General features: G+C 42.8%; 13 protein-coding genes. 2 read left to right on the top strand and 11 right to left on the bottom strand.

Annotation, left to right across the window (positions count from 1 at the left end; translation table 11 throughout):
* Window positions 1-199 precede the first annotated feature (199 nt).
* The gene (locus tag LX64_RS08495; RefSeq protein ID WP_111597218.1) at window positions 200-1237 is read left to right on the top strand and encodes a SphA family protein; all 1038 of its coding nucleotides are present in this window, start codon (window positions 200-202) and stop codon (window positions 1235-1237) included.
* Between the two features lie 97 nt (window positions 1238-1334).
* Here the strand turns inward: LX64_RS08495 and LX64_RS08490 are convergent, their stop codons facing one another.
* The 3 genes from LX64_RS08490 to LX64_RS08480 all read right to left on the bottom strand — a co-directional run bounded on the left by LX64_RS08490 (window position 1335) and on the right by LX64_RS08480 (window position 3544).
* Complete coding sequence (locus LX64_RS08490; RefSeq protein ID WP_111597217.1) at window positions 1335-1826, bottom strand: GNAT family N-acetyltransferase; 492 nt, start codon at window positions 1824-1826, stop codon at window positions 1335-1337.
* Window positions 1827-1970: 144 nt separating this feature from the next.
* On the bottom strand, window positions 1971-2843 hold the full coding sequence (locus LX64_RS08485; protein WP_148707253.1) for a hypothetical protein: 873 nt from the start codon (window positions 2841-2843) through the stop codon (window positions 1971-1973).
* A 215-nt stretch (window positions 2844-3058) separates the two neighbouring features.
* Complete coding sequence (locus LX64_RS08480) at window positions 3059-3544, bottom strand: acyl-CoA thioesterase (RefSeq protein ID WP_111597600.1); 486 nt, start codon at window positions 3542-3544, stop codon at window positions 3059-3061.
* Window positions 3545-3622: 78 nt separating this feature from the next.
* Here LX64_RS08480 and LX64_RS08475 point away from each other — a divergent pair, with 78 nt between their 5' ends.
* The gene (locus LX64_RS08475) at window positions 3623-4459 is read left to right on the top strand and encodes an AraC family transcriptional regulator (RefSeq protein ID WP_111597215.1); all 837 of its coding nucleotides are present in this window, start codon (window positions 3623-3625) and stop codon (window positions 4457-4459) included.
* Window positions 4460-4528: 69 nt separating this feature from the next.
* On the opposite strand, the gene LX64_RS08470 is transcribed toward LX64_RS08475, so the two are convergent.
* From LX64_RS08470 to LX64_RS08435, 8 genes are all read right to left on the bottom strand, one after another.
* Window positions 4529-6937: an ABC transporter permease gene (locus LX64_RS08470; protein ID WP_245952591.1), complete on the bottom strand. Its 2409-nt coding sequence runs from the start codon at window positions 6935-6937 to the stop codon at window positions 4529-4531.
* Window positions 6938-7087: 150 nt separating this feature from the next.
* On the bottom strand, window positions 7088-8125 hold the full coding sequence (gene dusB, locus LX64_RS08465) for a tRNA dihydrouridine synthase DusB (RefSeq protein WP_111597599.1): 1038 nt from the start codon (window positions 8123-8125) through the stop codon (window positions 7088-7090).
* 412 nt (window positions 8126-8537) lie between these two features.
* Window positions 8538-11378: a tetratricopeptide repeat protein gene (locus LX64_RS08460; RefSeq protein WP_111597213.1), complete on the bottom strand. Its 2841-nt coding sequence runs from the start codon at window positions 11376-11378 to the stop codon at window positions 8538-8540.
* Window positions 11379-11423: 45 nt separating this feature from the next.
* A complete protein-coding gene (locus LX64_RS08455) occupies window positions 11424-12224 on the bottom strand; it encodes a hypothetical protein (protein ID WP_111597212.1) in 801 nt (266 codons plus the stop codon).
* Window positions 12196-13587, bottom strand: coding sequence for a coiled-coil domain-containing protein (locus LX64_RS08450; protein WP_148707252.1), 1392 nt, complete (start codon window positions 13585-13587; stop codon window positions 12196-12198). Before LX64_RS08450 ends, LX64_RS08455 begins: the two co-directional genes overlap by 29 nt.
* A gap of 10 nt (window positions 13588-13597) precedes the next feature.
* Complete coding sequence (locus LX64_RS08445) at window positions 13598-15697, bottom strand: hypothetical protein (protein WP_148707251.1); 2100 nt, start codon at window positions 15695-15697, stop codon at window positions 13598-13600.
* Window positions 15687-16532 carry a hypothetical protein gene (locus LX64_RS08440; protein WP_148707250.1) on the bottom strand — a complete coding sequence of 282 codons (846 nt, stop codon included), beginning with the start codon at window positions 16530-16532 and terminating at the stop codon, window positions 15687-15689. The genes LX64_RS08445 and LX64_RS08440 overlap by 11 nt, the downstream gene beginning before the upstream one ends.
* Before the next feature lie 7 nt (window positions 16533-16539).
* Window positions 16540-17739, bottom strand: a complete 1200-nt coding sequence (locus tag LX64_RS08435) for a hypothetical protein (RefSeq protein ID WP_111597208.1) — start codon at window positions 17737-17739, stop codon at window positions 16540-16542.
* Window positions 17740-17889: the final 150 nt, after the last annotated feature.

Below are 17889 nucleotides of genomic sequence, written 5' to 3'. Positions count from 1 at the left end.
CTAATATTCTGCTCATTTCCGATCGATCACATACAAACCACCTAAACAAAACTAGGGGTTATATGTTGTATAAATACGACCGCTCATTTCTTGCGGCTCTCCTTCCTTAGCATAACAATATTAGGCGCACACTCTTCACACAAATTATTGTATTCACCCATGGCAAACACTCGTTGTATTGCCCTCATTCGTTATTCTTATGAAGCAGCGTCCATTATTTGCTTGGTTGAAAGAAAATTGGTTTTCCTACCCTTGTTATGCATTAAAAATAGCCTTGTTTGTAGGTTGTTTTGTAATCGCTTGGGGCCTGCAAACCCAACATGCAAACGCACAGTTGAAAGGCACCCATGTGTTAGGCGATATGGGTTTACAATCGGGCACCCAAGCTCCACCTTCTGTGGGAGGAGCAGTAGTACTGTATGATTACCATACTTCAAAATTCATCAATGGGAACGGCGATAAAATATCGGCGGAAAGTATTAATATGTTCTTGTTGGGATTGGGTGGTAGTGTTGTTACCAATCAAAAAATACTAAGTGGCAATTACGGTGCTTCCGTGCTGGTTGGGTTTGCTTCTAGCAAGTTGGAAGGTAACCTTGTAACCACCAAATCTTCATTAGCTTTTACAGATTTGTATGTGCAGCCTATTCAATTGGGATGGAAAACCAAGCAAGCAGATTTCACAGCCGGTTACGCCCTTTACATACCCACTGGTAAATATGAACTAGGTGGCGATGATAACGCCGGTATTGGTATGTGGACCAACGAATTCTCTGCAGGTAGTACCGTTTACTTCGACAAAAAGAAAGCATGGAATTTCTCGGCTCTCTTCTCATATGCCATCAACAGCAAAAAGAAAAACACCGGCAATAACGATATCCACGCCGGTAACTTGTTTACAATAGAAGGTGGGGCCGGTAAAACATGGTACAAACCCGTACAAGGCACCCCACTTCCCATGATTATTAATGCGGGCTTAGTCTACTACATGCAATACAAAACTACGACTGATAAAATGACGATCCCAGCCATCAGCTCCAGTCAATTCGATTTAGCCAATAAAGACCATATTTACGGCTTGGGTGCAGAGGCCAACATTTTTATTCCCAAAATTCGATCTACCATAGTAGTTAGATGGATTAGCGAATTGGGTGCCAGCAACCGTACACAGGGGAATTCATTCTTCGTTACCCTAGCGCCATTTACAAAATTCTTAACGCCTAAAAAAGCTGGTTAAAAGGCATTTTACACCATCAGTCGATTAAAACATACATATTTCTCCATTTCTTTACCGCAATGGAAGAAACTTAATTGTTTACAGCCTGGCTATCTACTTAATGCTTCATATACACCATATTCAACGATATCCAAGTTTCTCCGTTCACCACAATGGTAGCCATCTTATTTGGATTGAACACAAACCCTACTTTCTCATAGCATTTAATAGCGGCGGTATTCCAATCGTATACATTTAATTCCACAGCTTGTAATTGTAAATCTTCTACCGCATAGGCTACTAATGCAGAGATAAGCGCTTGCCCAATACCTTTACCGCGTAAGGTTGTATCGCCAATTACAACACGGCATATTTTTCCTGTATTGTCTTCTGTTTTGTAGATTTCGGCATGGCCAATTACAGTATGTGAAGTAGTATCGATTACTTTAAAAGCATGGCGATTGGGGTCGGCTATGTATGTAACGAGTTGGGCTGTGTTTAATGGATGGGTGAATAGTGGGCCTGCTACTTGTACCAGTAATTCCTCGGTATCCAACCAAGCGATTAACCTATTGAAATCAATTTCTTCAAATGGTGCTAATTGTATCATGTAATTGTTTTAATATGCCAATGAGGATATGAAAGGGTATCCCCAATCCGCCACTATGCAAGTGAAAGTTGATATTAAAACAATTACATGAAATAAAATAGGGAAACTTCGCCCAGCATACATCCAAGGCGAAAGCTTAATTATCTAGTCCTCAAATTTGGGTAATCCTAATCGAATACGAAGGGCTTCCAGCATTTCTCGTTCACTTTGTAGTTTACCCGTAGGGTTCACCAACATTTTCTTGTTACTAGCTTTACGGGATAAGGCTTTCAATTCTTCTACCGTTACTTTAGGATATACTTTACAAATTTGCATGGCGTTCAATTTTCCACCATTAATGGTATACTCCCTGCCATGTTCTATCTTAAGAAATGCAATTCCGATAGATACAAACAAATGGCGCGTCTCATTGGGTGCTAGCTTTGCTTCAAATTTATAGGTATCCGTCTTTACAGTATCCATTTTTATAGCAGGAGACGTTGAAAAAAAACTAGTTGTTTGATGCCCATCAAAATCAATCGCGCACACGGCTACTAATAACTTAAAGTGCGTTGATTGTTTATGTTTATTTATTGTGTTGATGGTTAGAAAAGAAGGGATATCTACAGTTACCATTCCTTTCTTACGGTCTGCCTCAATTGTATATGGCGCTTTGCACGAACGACGTAATAATGCTTTCTCATTGAAATCGAAAGTTTCTAATAACGTTACGTCGCCTGCTTCTACTGTACGCTCGCCTGGATCATGTATTACATCGGCTTTCAACACCGCTACCAATTGACTAGAAAATCGACGGAACATCGTCGTATCTTTTACAAAGGCTATAATATCAGCGAATGCTCCGCGTACTGCTGCAGCTGTTTTGGCTACTTGGCTAAATTCTTTGCGATGAGTACGGATTTTTTCGCTGTCGGGGACCTTTTTCTTCGCGGATTTTGGAGGTTTGTTAGAGAAGGCTTCATAGTTCAATAACACCTGGGCAAGTAGCTCCCAATCGAGTTTAACAACTTTTTTCATGTGGATGAAATATTTACGGGTTTTGTAAAGGTTAACAGTTTGAAGATAAGTATTTTTCACTAAAAAAGAGCAATAAAAAGTGCTTTTTTTCACCGTTTATTTTGCCCAGGTGGCTGATTATCAATAAAGAATTTTAGGCGTATCAACAGCCTATATACAACAAAAAAAGAGCCACCCAATAAGGCAGCTCTACCATGTTATTTCGACCACCTTTCTTAGGCTGGATCTATATATTTACTCATTTCTTCATCAATTCCTTTGCGAAGGTCCATTAGGCGTTTAGCATACGCCTCCATAGCAATTTCTTCCTCGGTAACAGGACTGAATTTAGGTACATGTACCGGCTTACCCTGGTCGTCGACGGCTACAAACACGATGACACAATGCGTGGTTTTATTGCGCTGCTGTTGCTTGGGATTACCCGCGTAAACGTCGATGGCTACGTGCATGCTCGTAGTACCTGTGTAAATAACGCGCGCTTCCACATCAATAAGTTCGCCGATGGAAATAGGTTTATAGAAGCGGATACCGCCAACATATACCGTAACGGCATATTGTCCACTCCAATTTACAGCGCACACATACCCTGCTTGGTCAATCCATTTCATCACGGAACCACCGTGTACTTTACCGCCAAAATTTACATGACCCGGTTCTGCCAGGAAGCGGAGGTTAATGCCATTATCCGTTTTGTTTTCCATAGAATAAATATAATCAATCTTCTTGCTCAACCAATATGCAATCATTTGCGTATATACAAGCATAACGCTATGTAGACCATGCAGTCACTCTTTCTCTTTCATCCCGAAAGGCACTTCCCTATTTTACACTTACACCGGGTATCGGATGCTGTGCATTGGACGAGGCAAGCCATGTCGGCCATTATTTATATTAAAACGGGGCAATGTCGTTGTTTTACCCAATTCAGCGAATACCACGTTACTGCGCCTGCATTCTTGTTTTTCTCGCCTTACCAAGCGCATGAAATCATGTTACAACCACGCTGTACAGGGCAAGCTATTTACTTTCACCAAGATTTCTTTTGTATCGACGATCATGTAGATACCTATCCATGCAATGGAACGCTCTTCAATAATATCTACGATAAACCTTTGTTGCAATTGCCACAGGTTTCTGTAGGAACAGTCGATGAATATTTTCAACACCTCCGCGACGACCTTCGGCTACTAGATGAAACGCAAAAAATGCACCTCAGCTTAGAGCATTTTAAATTCCTGCTGTTGCTGCTTATCCGTGCTAAGCAAATGCAACCGGTGCATACTGTACACCCAGCTATTGAGCGTTTACACCAATTGATCGATACCCATTATTTAGAATGGCACACACCCGGCCAATACGCAGCTGCGCTTGGTTTGAATGTGAAATCGCTATCGAAATTAGTCGCCAATAAATTAGGCAAATCGCCTACATCGTTGATCAAAGAAAAGTTAGTGATGGAAGCGCAACGGGTATTAAGACATACCACCAAGCCAGTACAGGAAGTAGCGGCAATGACGGGATTCCATGGGGCAGACAGCTTTGGGAAGTTATTTAGAAAACATACGGGTATTACACCGTTGAAATACAGGCAGGCTTTAACGAAAGCATTGGCATAAAAGAAGAATACCATACTCCCGGGCTAAGTATCACAGGAGTACGGTATTCATACCTATATATCTTGATCATTAATCTTTCCGCAAATTCTGAATGGGGTTGGCCCATGCTGCTTTAATAGCTTGAAAACTCACTGTTACCAATGCAATTAACAAGGCGAATAAACCCGCGAAGAAGAAAACAGTCCAGTTGATGTGTACTTTATATTGATAATCGCTTAACCAGCGATGCATGGCAAACCAAGCAATGGGCGTTGCCACTAAGATGGCAATGAATACGAGTTTCACAAAATCTAGCGACAACAGTTTTGCAATATTCATCTCCGAAGCCCCTAATACTTTCCGTACACCAATTTCCTTCACACGGCTAGCCGCTACGAAAGCCGACAAACCAAACAAGCCTAAACAAGAAATAAAGATCGATAAGCCCGCGAAGATGGCAGCTAAGGTTTGTGTATGCTGTTCGCTATAAAACCTCCGCGCATACGCTTGGTCAACAAATTGGAATTCGAATGGATAGTCGGGGTTCACTTCACTAAAAATGGCTGCTGTTTTAGCCAAGTTAGTAGCCGTACTTTGATCGGGGTTGAAACGGATATGCATAGCACCAAAATTAGCACTAGGTCCAAACACTACTACGGGTGGTACTTTACTATAAGGCGAACCTTGGATATAATCTTTTACCACCCCTACTACTTTGTAATGTTTCGTACGATCGTAAGAAAGTATCTCTGCACCAATTGGTTGTTCAAATCCCATCACAGCGGCAGCTGTTTCATTCAGCATTACCGCTAAACTGTCGGATGGGTGAAGGTTAATGTTAATATCACGACCAGCTATTAACTTCATACCCGTGGTAGTAACCATGTCGGCTTCTGTACTGTATGTAGAGATGGCCATATTGGTATCTTGTGGCGTGGCAGAAAACCAACGTAAGCCCCATGTTTTACTGAAATCTTCCGTAATACCATAAGCGTTTTTAGAAACGGCGGTAGCAATACCACTGCTCAGTAATCGTTGTTTCAATAACGCGTACTTTTGTCCAATTTCGCCTTTAAAAGGCACGTAAATCAAATCGTTCTTCGCATACCCTAATTCGCGTTGTTGGGCGAAATTGATTTGATTTCTTACAACAATCGTAGCAATGATCAGCACCACGGCAAATGTAAATTGTGTAACCACCAAAATCTTCCGCGGTGAAAACATCGTACGGGCATTCTTAAACCTTTTTTGGAAGATAGAAATGGGTTTGAATGACGCTAAATAGAAGGCTGGGTAACTTCCTGCCAATACACCTGTAAACAAGGTAAAGGCTATGAAAAAGATATAAAACCAAAGATTATCCAGCGGAATGCTTAATTGTACGCCTACTAGGTTGTTGAAAGCCGGGAGTACAAATTGCGCTAGTATTAATGCCAAAGCACCTGCAATGGTTGCCGTAACGGTTGATTCTATGATGAATTGACCAATCAAATATTCCCTACCTGCGCCTACTACTTTTCGAACCCCCACTTCTTTCGCCCGTTTATCGCTACTAGCTGTACTGAGGTTCATAAAGTTGATGCATGCAATGAACAGGATAAACCCGGCAATGATAGCAAACAAACGTACTGTTTCGATGCGCCCACCACTGGGCTGCCCATTTTCGAACTTGGTATAGAGATGCCACTTTTTTAAAGGATATAGGAAATGCGTCCATACATCTGCCCTGTTGGCATGGCGTTGTGTGAGATCTTTAATGCGTGCATCTACTTCGGATGCCGGCACATTGGGTTTTAATAATACAAAGGTGCTAACGTTATTCGACAACCACGAATTATTACTCCAGCCAAGTTGCTGTAAGTAGGTCCATGGTAACAAGTATTCGAATTGAAAACGGGTGTTTACCGGTGGATCGTTCAATACGGCCGATACGGTGAAGATATCTGACTGGTTAAGCTTGATGTGCTTCCCAACAGCGTTTGTATTACCAAAGAGTTTCTTTGCCAATGTAGCCGTTACCACAATATTGCGACTATCCTTCAACGGTTCTAGTCCTCCCATGATAGCAGGGAAACTAAACATCGATAAGAAGCCAGGATCAACAAAACTACCATTCACATTCGTAAAACCCTTCTCACCTACAGATAATAAAATGCTGCTTACTTCTGCATAGCGAGCAGTAATTTCAACGCCGGGTACCTCCTGCTCCATAGCCGGCCCCACGTTCTCCCCCGATGCCGTTATCGTGGAAAGATTACCATCTACCTTGTTCTCACCATACACCTCGTATAAACGAGCCTGGTTAGCATGGAAACGATCGTACGACAGCTCGTTGTAAATCCATAAAAGTATGATCAATGCCCCGGCCATCCCGATCATTAAACCCAGGATGTTAATCACCGAAAACATCTTCCCCTTTACAAGGTTACGTAGCGCTATTTTGAAGTAATTTATCAGCATATCTTCCCGGCTCCAAAACAAATGCCTAAAAAATATCATTTATAAATCAAGTGATTTGATATTATCATTAGACAGTATGTGTTCGAAAACGGTCACATAATGTTCAGAAATAAAACAAAAAGGCCGTCGCTACTAAGTAGCAACGGCCTTCATATTTAATTATAAGTACAGGTTCGATTAAAACCTGGCTTACAATGGGCAATTCTGATGATAATCAATCAATTCAATAGGTGTATGCTCGATCTCGAAACCTTGGTAAGTACGAAATATTTCATCCAGTACTTCCTCTACTTCTTCCACTTCGTTTAATCTTACGAGGCGGCTTTTAAACTCTTTAATATTGGGTAATCCTTTCAAATAATTCGCATAACGGCCACGCATTTCGTTGATCCCAACACGCTGGTTTTGCCATTTAATAGCACCGTGTAAATGCTGCTTACATACAGCTACACGCTCTGCTACCGTAGGCCCGGGTAAAACTTCGCCCGTTTGTACAAAATGCTTGATTTCACGGAAAATCCATGGGTAACCAATAGCAGCACGACCAATCATTACTCCATCTACCCCGTAACGGTTCTTATACTCCAAGGCTTTTTGCGGGCTATCGATATCCCCGTTCCCGAAAATAGGTATCTTGATGCGCGGGTTGTTCTTCACCTTGCCAATCAAAGTCCAATCGGCTTCGCCTTTATACATTTGGCTGCGCGTTCTACCGTGAATAGCCAATGCTTTAATCCCAACGTCTTGTAAACGTTCGGCTACTTCTTCGATATTTTTAGAATCTTCGTCCCAACCAAGGCGGGTTTTAACGGTAACAGGGAGGTTCGTGGCTTTCACACAGGCAGCGGTTAGGCGTACCATTAAATCAATATCTTTCAACACACCTGCCCCGGCACCGGCACCGGCTACCTTTTTAACAGGGCAACCGAAGTTGATATCCAGTAAATCGGGGTTGGTTACTTCTACAATTTTCGACGCCATGGCAAGACTATCCTCGTCGCCCCCGAATATTTGAATACCCACTGGGCGTTCATATTCGAAGATATCGAGCTTCCTACGGCAGTTGATGGCATCGCGGATAAGACCTTCACTGGAAATAAACTCCGTGTACATCAAATCAGCTCCATTTTCTTTACAAATGGCACGGAATGGCGGATCACTTACATCCTCCATAGGAGCCAGCAATAAGGGGAAGTCGGGCAACGATATTTTGTCGATCTGTACCAATACGAAAATTTTAGGGGGCAAAATTACACTAAAATGGGCTTGCTTGCGTGTAAAGAATGGAAAATGACGTTTATAACATAAAAAAGCCCGCTATAGTGATGGAAGCACTTATTCGGGATATTGTACCTATATCCTGTATATAGGGGGAATATATCTAGTACATTGGGAAAACATTGGAAGAACATTAGGAGAACATTAGACTAACATTAGGAGATATTATAATTGCGCTTCACCCTACACATAAAACATATTATTTCAATCACTTACAAAAATTTATGACGCTGCAGGCGCACTTCCTTTTTTTTTCATAGTTGCCATACTGCCCATTAAGTAATAGAAAACGTTCCAGTTATAAAAAAGGGACCACCTAGCGGCAGTCCCCATCTTCCTAAAAACTACTGTAATCAACGTTTTAGAAGTACTTCTTAACCAGTGCTTTAAAACGTTTATCATCTTTAATTCCAGCAATCAATTTATCCTTACGCACAGCCGAATATTTCAATTTACCCGAAGCGAATGCTTTTTCAAACCAGGTCAACGATTGATCTGTATTGCTTTTTTGTAACAAGGCTACGGCCATGTTATATTGCATTTGTGCATTGGTGGCATCCCCGCTCAGCACCATTTCAAAACATTTAATGGCATTATCGGCGTCGCCGGTTTGTAAGTAAGCCGTACCAATTTCCTCGCGGAAAGTGCTGAAACTATCTGCTGCAGATGCGTTTTCTACGGCTAAATAATCCGCTAATGCTTCTTTGTAATTCGCTAAAGCGGCATGGTTCACTGCACGGTAATAATGTGCATTGTTGGTAACCAACTTCGTGGAATCTTTTTTCAAGGCATTGGTATACGCATTGATGGCTTTTTCGGGTTGATTTCTCAATCGGTACACATCGCCCAAGGTATAATGCCAAGTACAATTGGCGGCATTGATTTCTAGGGATTTATTGATGTCGCTTTCCGCATCACTGAGTTGCGCCAGTTTCAAGTAACTATGTCCACGGTTGAAATAGGCTTCTGCAAAAAGCTTGTCCTTTTTCAGCGATTCTTTGAAATTACTGAGCGCGGTTTCGAAGTTCCCCAAGGCGAAATAGGATTTACCCATATTGTTGTATAAGTCGGCCAGCACTTTATCGTCGAGCGTGGTTTTACTTGTTTTCGCGGTGGTTAAACATTGTGTATAGCTTGCGGCCGCAGGTTCGTACTGTTGCAAGATTAAGTGCGCATCGCCTTTTGTTTTGTAGGTGATGGCAATTGTACTATTGGCTTTGATAGCGTCTTCCAAATCTTTCACGGCCGTAGCGTGTTCCGCTTTATAGATATAGGCCCATGCACGTTTGTAACTTGCTTCGTAATACGTAGATTGATGCGCTAAGGCTTCTGTGAAGTTCTCAATAGCTTTATCGTACGATTGCAAGGCTAAATAAGCTTCGCCACGGTAATAATGATACAAAGCGGGTTGTGGGTCGATGATAATTGTTTGATTGAATTTTTCGAGCGCTTTATCGTATTGCTTCGTGGTGAAGTTTTGCACTCCCACCTCGTAATACCTAGCTGCCATGGCGGCCATATCTTTAATAGCCGCGCTATCTACTTTAAAGTACCGTGCTTTGGCAAAATCTTGCCCCGTAGCATTGATATCATTCAATTTTTCGTGTGCTAAACCGCGGTGGTAATAGCTAGGTGCTTGGGTACTATCAATTTTAAGTACGGTGGTATATTGTTCAATCGCGTCTTTATAATCGCCGAGGTTGAATTGTAATAGGCCCTTTTTGTGGTAGGCATCCGTATAATACGGGTTTACAGCAATGGCTTTGTCATAATCTTCCAATGCTGCTTTGGGTGTATTGGTGATGATGTGCAATTCTGCCACGCGGATATAAATACCTGGATCGCTTTTATCGATGGTAGTATAAATACGGTAATCGGTTAGTGCTTTGAAGTATTCTTTATTCCGGGCATATAAATCGGCACGCAAGCGAATGGCTTGCAGGTTGTTGTTATCGAGGTCGATAGATTTACTGTAATCTTTTACGGCGCTTTTATATTCGTTGAGTTTATCGTAACATTTAGCGCGCCCGAGGAAGTAATCGGAGTTTTTATCGTCTTTTTTAATAACGCGATCATAATCCCGTTGTGCTTCTTTGTACAATCCCGCGTTGTATTTTTCTTCTAACTCGGTTACTATACGGAGTTTTGCCGTAACGAGGCGGATGCGTTCTTCCAAGTTGCTTGCTTCTGTGGGTTTCTTGGCAAGCGCATTCGTATAGTATTCCTTCGCTGCTTCGTACTGGCGATTCATTTCTGCCAGTTTTGCTTTCTCTACGAATTGTTTGAACAACTCTTCATTCGTTACCGATACTTGGTCGATCAGCTTACGAATTTGGTTGAGCTTGATTTTGGGGTATAACTCATAGGGCTTTAATTCCGCGGCTTCGCTAAATGCTTTGAGGGCATTGGCATAATCCGTTTTGCTCAAATCCTGGTCACCTTTTTCGATGAGTTTATTGTATGCTTGTAATTCAGCATTGTACGCTTGAATTTGCTTTGCCCGCTCCTTCTCTTTCAATTCTTCTGCAAAGGAAACGGTGGTAGTAGCGGTAGCTTCGCCACCGGCGGTATTGTTTGTTGCTACTGCTTGCCCTCCTTCTTCCATGGCCAAAGCAATATCATTCTTTACATCATTTGCAGTGTCGTTAGGCGAATAAAACCCAATCCGCACAATGTGCAAGCTCCATTTATTATTTTCTTTATCAACGCGTACCTCTGCCATACGGTTGTTGGCAACATACGGCGCATCAATCGCATTGTTTTTATTCGAGAATTGCGCGGTGAAATACACCTTTAAATACAAGTAATCCGCCATTTTCAAGTTGGATACCCGCATGTTGGTGAAGGCAATCGACGAGGTATCGCTTTTCTTGTACAGCAAATCCAAATCGTTCAAGTATTTCTCAATACTATTCTCCTTCGCATTTTCACTACCGTGGTGATTAGGATCAATATCATCTTCTACGATGACTGTCGAACTTAAAAATATACGGTTCCGGGCACCGGAATGGGAATTGAAGATCATGTCTTTCGTTTCCTTTAAATCAGTTTCCGTATTGGTGATAACGTTCATTAAATCTTTGAACTCGTTCACCATGAGCTCGGCCTTGTACCCGATCTCTGCCGCGTCTTTGATAGTTACTTTCTCTTGCGCCGCCAAACTGATGGGTAGGCATAGCAGTAGTAGCAATCTTTTCTTCATAATCTAGTTTTAACCTTGGAAATGTATGTTCGTATGGAATGGATGTTATAATTTGAACTTGATGACTTGCTCGTGCTCTGCATCCAGGATGTACACGGCTTTTCCATATACTTCTATATTGCCATGGATTTGATCGAGCATCACGATCATTTTCCCCGACGGGCGATCACGCATTAATACGCCTCCACTCGTAGACACCAGCAAGTGCCCGTCTTCCGTTTCTGCTAAGCCATCGATTTCGAGGTTAAGGGCATAGGTATCTTTCGTTTTGTAGTTCGCATCTAAATGCAACACCATGCCGCCACCTCCTATGTACATATCGCCGCTTTGCCCGCGTGTAAAGGCTGTAATGGGATATTTAGATTGAAACACAGGACTCGAATATCCCGCGCTTTTACTGTACGACCATAAACCAAACACACCATTCTCCTCCCCGCTTAACAACCAATAGTTCGTTGAAAAATCGTACACTTTGAAGAAACGGCCGTCTAAGCTGTCAACCAAGCTAAGGTCGCCCGTAGCAATACTGAGCTTACTGAGGTACGACCGAGTTTTACTGCCCGACAATAAGGCGATACTAGAATCGGCATGACTATAACTTAACGAATGCAACCCTGTAAACACAGGTGGCACCAGCCATTCATCGAGCCCACTAATAAACACCCCGTTGTTCAAGGCTACACAAGGCACAGCATGCGGCAACAGGGTAAAACCTGTGATCCAGTTCTTCTCTTTCAGTACTTCCTTCGGGATGGGCATCGCCGTGGCGGTAATTTTTGTTTGGGCTTGCGTGTTTAGTAAGCACAAACAAAGCAGGCTAGCGATTATTATTTTGAAGGTTGTCATACCAGTTTTTTAAAGTGTAAATTTTCTTTGCCAGCTTCCCTACTACGGGTAAGTTTTGTACGAACGTTACTTCGTATTGACGGAAAGCTTCCTCCATGCGGGCCGATTTTTCTTCATCGGAATAGCTTTCGTTGAAGAACATATCGAGGTTGTACGTGGCGAGTTTGGTAACATTATCGCCGTTGTTGATAATGAATTCCAAGTTGTCGGCATATCCCTGTGCCGATGGAAAGAACCTTGTAATGCGCGAGCTCCAAGAGGTAAGCTCTGGGAACTGTTTCGTTACAATAGATTTCGCATATTCCTTTAAGAAGCCTTTCGGGTCTTGCGAGAAGCTGTATGCATCGGCAACATTAGAAGCCCGGCCACCCCATTTTTTCAAGAAGGCGTTGTCGGACTCTTTCATCTTTTCGATCATGCTGCTGTAAATATCTTTTCGATCGTAGATAGTGCTACCGAATGGTTCATCGCCTAAGCTGCGGATATCGCGGTTGGGTGGTGCTATTGATTCATAGAAGTCTTTTACCTTTTCGTAGGTTCGGCGGAAGCCATCCATAACACTGGATTCCGGATCGAAGTCGTCGGCAGAAATAGGTTTAGTACCTGTTTGTGCATAGCCGCTGCTTGGGAGGTTTTGCACGCCGCCGTTGTAGCGTGCATCGGTGGCATCGATCTGTCCTTTCATCTTAGAGATGTTATCTTTCATCCGGTTGCCTGCTTCTTGGAATTGGTTGGCGATCATACCGCCCAATTCTTGTGTACTGCGTAACATTTCTGCTTGTGCAGCACGCCGATCGGCTTCTTGCTTGGCTTTCCATTCATCAAGCAAACGTTGTTTCTCGGCTTCATCACGTTGCTTCTTCGCTTCTGCGGCTGCCGCTGCGTTAGCCAAATCTTGGTTTCTTTTATCGATCGCAGCTTGTTGATCGCGTAATTGTCGATCACGATCTTCTTGCAACTTCCTTTCGCGTTCTTTATTAGCGTTGGCAATAGAGGTATTACAACTTTCTGTTTGACTTTCTATTTGCTTTTTAAGACTGTTGTAACTATTCAAATAGGTTTGGTGTTTACGATCCATTTGTTCTTGCGAAGCAGGTACCGCCACCCCTTTTACATTGGCTAAGTGCTTGGTGAAGCCTTCTGTTTTATCTAGTTCCGTTTTACTGGAATTACATTTACTACAGTATAGCCCATTCTTCATATCTCTTTTGATCTGCTCGTAGTCGTCATTGAGATCACTGATTTTTTTACTCAGCGCATCTAACTTCGCTTGGCAATTGGCGCGAATGGTAGCTGCATCCTGTTGTGCTTGGGCAGCGAAAGCAAGTAGTAGCAGCGGGAAAAACATCCAACTAAACTTCATCTGCAATAATTTAAAAGTTAGCCTTCATTTTATCCGTTATGGCAATGCCACGGGCTTCCGAAGCAATGATTTGGGATTCCATGATGGTGACGTGTGTATAGATTTCGGAGATACTGCGTTGAACAGTGGCTTTGTCGCGTGCAGTATAGAACTTAGTTAGTAGGGCTTGCATCTTGGGTTTGTCTTTTGCAAAACGCTCCAATACCGGTTTTACCAAATGTGGTTTGAAGTACAGGTAAAACGCAATTTCCCTTCCAAGGAAAGCAGTAGCCATATCTGTTTCACCACCGTCGTTAATGGTGAAAGAACGGGTATCGATCTTATCTTCAATGCCCATGTAAGCATCGGCCAACATAGTGCTGGCGTCTTCCGCGGCGGTTAACGATTCATTCAAAGTATTCGCTGCGTTTTCAACAAAAGCCATAGAAGTAGCCCCGCCATCGTCGACACCGGCTGTAGCTACTGCACCTGCAGTATTTAATAGTGCCACGAAGAAACCGGTTCTTTTCGTAGCGCGAATTTCCCTTGCTTGGTCTTCTGCCTTCGTACTAACTGAACGAATTTGTTGGATACCCGAATAGTATTTACTCCGTTCGGTACGTGCTTCTGCAGATTGCAAGAATGCTTTATTCAAATCGGCCCCCAAACTAAACATAGCGGCTAGGTGCGGGCGATTTTGTTGTTGACTGTAAATATGATGAATACGGGTATACGCTCTTTCCTTTAACAAGCCTCTTTCGTAAGGGCTTGCCAATAACGAGCAACTACCCTGCAAGGAAGCGAAATACAAATTGAGTGCTGCACCCGTTTCTTTCTTCTCTTCGAGTTGGTAAGCACACGACAAATAAGTTAAAGGTGCCCCTAACCACCTCGAAATTGGGAACACTACTTGTCGTACCGTTTTCTTGAGGTTCCAAGGCACGTCGCTATTCCGGAAGAAGAACAAACTCTCTTCGCGGATATTTGTATAACTACCGTATACCTCTTTTGCATTGAGGTAGGCATGGTTGTCTTTGTAGAACTTCATCACGGCATAGGTTCTAAACGTATCAACCAGCATACTGTGCGGCACACGGTTTTCTACAGTGCCGGGTAACATGTTCACGATATTTCTTTCATGGAACTTGTATTGCCCACCTTCCGACACCGGTGCATTTTTGCGTTTAGGGATATATTCTTCGGTTTCAAAGTAAGCCCGTAGTTCTTTGTTCACGGCCGACCAATCGTCGTACACAACAAACTCTTTCACCTTCTTCCCGCTCTTGTATAATTTGAAACGCGATTTGGAGCCATTGAAAACACCTGTAATGGCGTAGTGATTGTTATATGGGTAATCTTGTAATACTGGCGTAAGGGTATCATCTTCATGGCGGTAACAACTGCTTTTGAGAATTTCCATGAGGGCCACGCTGCGCGATAACCCCGAAGCAGAATCAATTACAGCACCTACGGCGATGTACGTTTTCGGCTTATTGGTAATTGTTACGCCGGAAAGATTTTTCGTAGAAATGGGTTTCTCTTTCTTCGGTTCTTTTTCCTTTTTCTTCTTCTCTTCTTTCGTAGGCGTAACCGCCGCCAAGTCGCCGGTTACGGGCGCAGGAATGGGCTTCTCTTGCTTTGTAGGTTCGGCAGCTTTCGCTACCAATACAGGTGTAGGCGGCAATAAAGGATTGTATTTCTCTATATACCCGCTGGCATATTGTACTACTGAAACCGAATCGAGCAAGAACTCCGTTACGCGTTCATCTTCTCCATTATTCAACCTTGCGAGTAAGCTATTATCTAATATCTCGGCGATTTTACACGTTACTTTTCTGCCACTTACCAAAACAATGGTATCGGGTTCATCACCTTTAAACACATCGGTAAACCCGTTGGCATATGCAATGGCACGGATATCCTTGATGTTAATTAACACCAAGGTATCGTTTCCAATGGGTGGAAATGGGCGGAACAGTACATCTTCATCAGAAACTTCCAATGTTTTGCCTGTAACGAAACGACCGTTTTTCAAACGGATCGTATCTTGTGCCTGCGCCTGTACTTGTTGTACAGCTAAGCAGGCAAACAGGATCAATAAGAACTGTAGCAATATCTTTTTATAGTTCATGGTATAGTTTGCGCTTGTACGCTGCTTTTTGGGGATCATTCGCTTTTTCTAAATAACTAATCAACCAACCTGCATTATGCGAGGGGCGATCGAAATATTCCACGGTAAATAACCAGCCGGGTAATTGTAAAAAGTGATACCGCACTTTCTTCACTTGCTGTAATACGAGTTCTTTCTTTTGGGCGGCTTTCAATACACTCGTTACGATTTGTTTCTGCAAGCAGGCACTATCTACATAATCGGGCAAATACTGTGGTTCGTCGAATGCTTTAGCAATGCCAATAAAGCCGGTAGCATGACTAATAGGGTTTAGGAACTTCCTTGTGCTGCGCTTGCTATGGGTAAGCGAATCGGGCACTACGGTTACACCGGGGGCATATACATTCGTAATCATCCATTTCATACCACCTGTAGTATCTTTTTCGATATTCAACAACAGGGTAATGTCGAGCGGTTTGCCTTTATAGAGAAATTGACATTGCACATCGGCGTACCAATCTTGGCTGTCGAATGCTGCAAATTGTGGTTTGGCGGTATCGAGTACTTGTTGCATGAAGGCTTGTATGGTACTAGCTTCCCAGGTATTCCGGTTGCGGTCGAACAAGCTGGCTACAAGGGATTTCCTTGTAGGAACAATGCCCTTTTCTTTCTTGATATAATCTTTGATTAATGCATTCGGTACATCGTTAAACCGTTCGAAGAACTCGTCGATTTGTTTTACTTCGTAAGCAAAAGCGGCATCGCGGGAACTACCCGTTGCGTCGAACACCTGGCTTTTAAGCATGCCAATATTCATTAACCACATGGCGATGGTTAGCATTGCAATTTTTCTCATAGTCGAATTATCCTTTAGTCACCACTACCCCGATATCGGATAGCAATACATCCCATGCAGTAATATTTTTTCCTTCGATGCTTTTATTATAGGTTTTGAGCACTACCTCTACGTTCTTACGGGTAACATCGCTATACACCACGTTCTTATCCATGTAACCTCGGAATACTTGTTCGAACGTAATAATACCGTAGTAGTTACCGTCGGGTCCTTTCTTCAATTTGGATACGTACTGGATGTTTGTCCATTCGATATCTACTTTATCGTATTTAATAAGTTTGATACGCTTTAAATATTCGCGGATTTTATAGCGGGTGGCGCCTGCTTTTCCTTTCACGGAGGTTTCTACGGAAGCGTCTTCGTTTACAAAGAGGTTCACCGCTTGATCGATGGCTTTGTTAGCATCTTGCCAATCGGCATTTTTATCGCAGAGCATTTTGAGGTAGATATTGAGATCTTCCGTTTTTTGCAAAGCTTTGCGTTCGTATTCATTGAAGGATACTTCACCGAGGCCGTCTACGAATTCCGATGTACCTCTTTGTGCAGCAGTTGTAGGTTTGTTATTTTCTTTTTCTGCGGGTACCGGTTTGGGCACTTCGGGGCTGGGAGCTTTAGGCGCCGGTTTGGTATAGGCGATATCTAATGTTTGTGTATTGGCCGGTTGTGCCGGGGGCATGAACATTTTATCCATTAAACCACCGAGGATGTTCGCGGCCGTGGTGGCATCGGCGAAGAGTTTATGTTGACCGGATTGGAGTAATAGCAATACGGTGTTTGACTTATCAATTTTCTGGTCGCCGTTGGGGGTTTTTAGATAGATGGATTGATCATCTTCTTTGGCGAGTTGGCCTGTTAGGATTTCACCTGCTTTCGTTACTACACGATCGCTTTTAACGGGTGATGGTTTATTGCTGATGAAATCGTTTACAGCAGTTTGGTTCCCTGTTTCCAACGCGGGAACAGCAATAAAGCGCCCTGTGCTATTAAAAGCAAGGAGTACTTTATTCTTGGCGACGGTGTAAACGGGCCCGGGGTTTGCTGGATTCTTGAACTTGATTTTATCGGCCGTAATTTCGGCCACTGTACCATCTTTCACTTCTGAAGCGAAATAAATTTTGTCTTGCGCCGCTACAGAAACGGTGCTACCGATAGCCAACAGTAAAAATACAAAGGCTGTACGAGGCTTTCGCAGGTGCTTATATTCCATAATAACAGGGATCTTAGTCCGGGGATGTAAAAGTGTTTTCGTTACTGCTTAGAATTTAAAAATTGTTCAAAAATACCCGGGGTACGAGGCGGGGCAAATACCTAAAACTAGGTAATTTTAAAGGGCGTGTATGCTGTACACTTCGTTAGG

The organism is Chitinophaga skermanii (assembly GCF_003259335.1).
GTDB lineage: Bacteria > Bacteroidota > Bacteroidia > Chitinophagales > Chitinophagaceae > Chitinophaga > Chitinophaga skermanii.
This window is presented reverse-complemented; position numbering and strand designations above follow the sequence as displayed.

Coding starts and splice junctions, on each gene's coding strand:
- LX64_RS08495 (WP_111597218.1), top strand. CDS start 200: ATGAAGCAGCGTCCATTATTTGCTTGGTTGAAAGAAAATTGGTTTTCC.
- LX64_RS08490 (WP_111597217.1), bottom strand. CDS start 1,826: ATGATACAATTAGCACCATTTGAAGAAATTGATTTCAATAGGTTAATC.
- LX64_RS08485 (WP_148707253.1), bottom strand. CDS start 2,843: ATGAAAAAAGTTGTTAAACTCGATTGGGAGCTACTTGCCCAGGTGTTA.
- LX64_RS08480 (WP_111597600.1), bottom strand. CDS start 3,544: ATGGAAAACAAAACGGATAATGGCATTAACCTCCGCTTCCTGGCAGAA.
- LX64_RS08475 (WP_111597215.1), top strand. CDS start 3,623: ATGCAGTCACTCTTTCTCTTTCATCCCGAAAGGCACTTCCCTATTTTA.
- LX64_RS08470 (WP_245952591.1), bottom strand. CDS start 6,937: ATGATATTTTTTAGGCATTTGTTTTGGAGCCGGGAAGATATGCTGATA.
- LX64_RS08460 (WP_111597213.1), bottom strand. CDS start 11,378: ATGAAGAAAAGATTGCTACTACTGCTATGCCTACCCATCAGTTTGGCG.
- LX64_RS08455 (WP_111597212.1), bottom strand. CDS start 12,224: ATGACAACCTTCAAAATAATAATCGCTAGCCTGCTTTGTTTGTGCTTA.
- LX64_RS08450 (WP_148707252.1), bottom strand. CDS start 13,587: ATGAAGTTTAGTTGGATGTTTTTCCCGCTGCTACTACTTGCTTTCGCT.
- LX64_RS08445 (WP_148707251.1), bottom strand. CDS start 15,697: ATGAACTATAAAAAGATATTGCTACAGTTCTTATTGATCCTGTTTGCC.
- LX64_RS08440 (WP_148707250.1), bottom strand. CDS start 16,532: ATGAGAAAAATTGCAATGCTAACCATCGCCATGTGGTTAATGAATATT.
- LX64_RS08435 (WP_111597208.1), bottom strand. CDS start 17,739: ATGGAATATAAGCACCTGCGAAAGCCTCGTACAGCCTTTGTATTTTTA.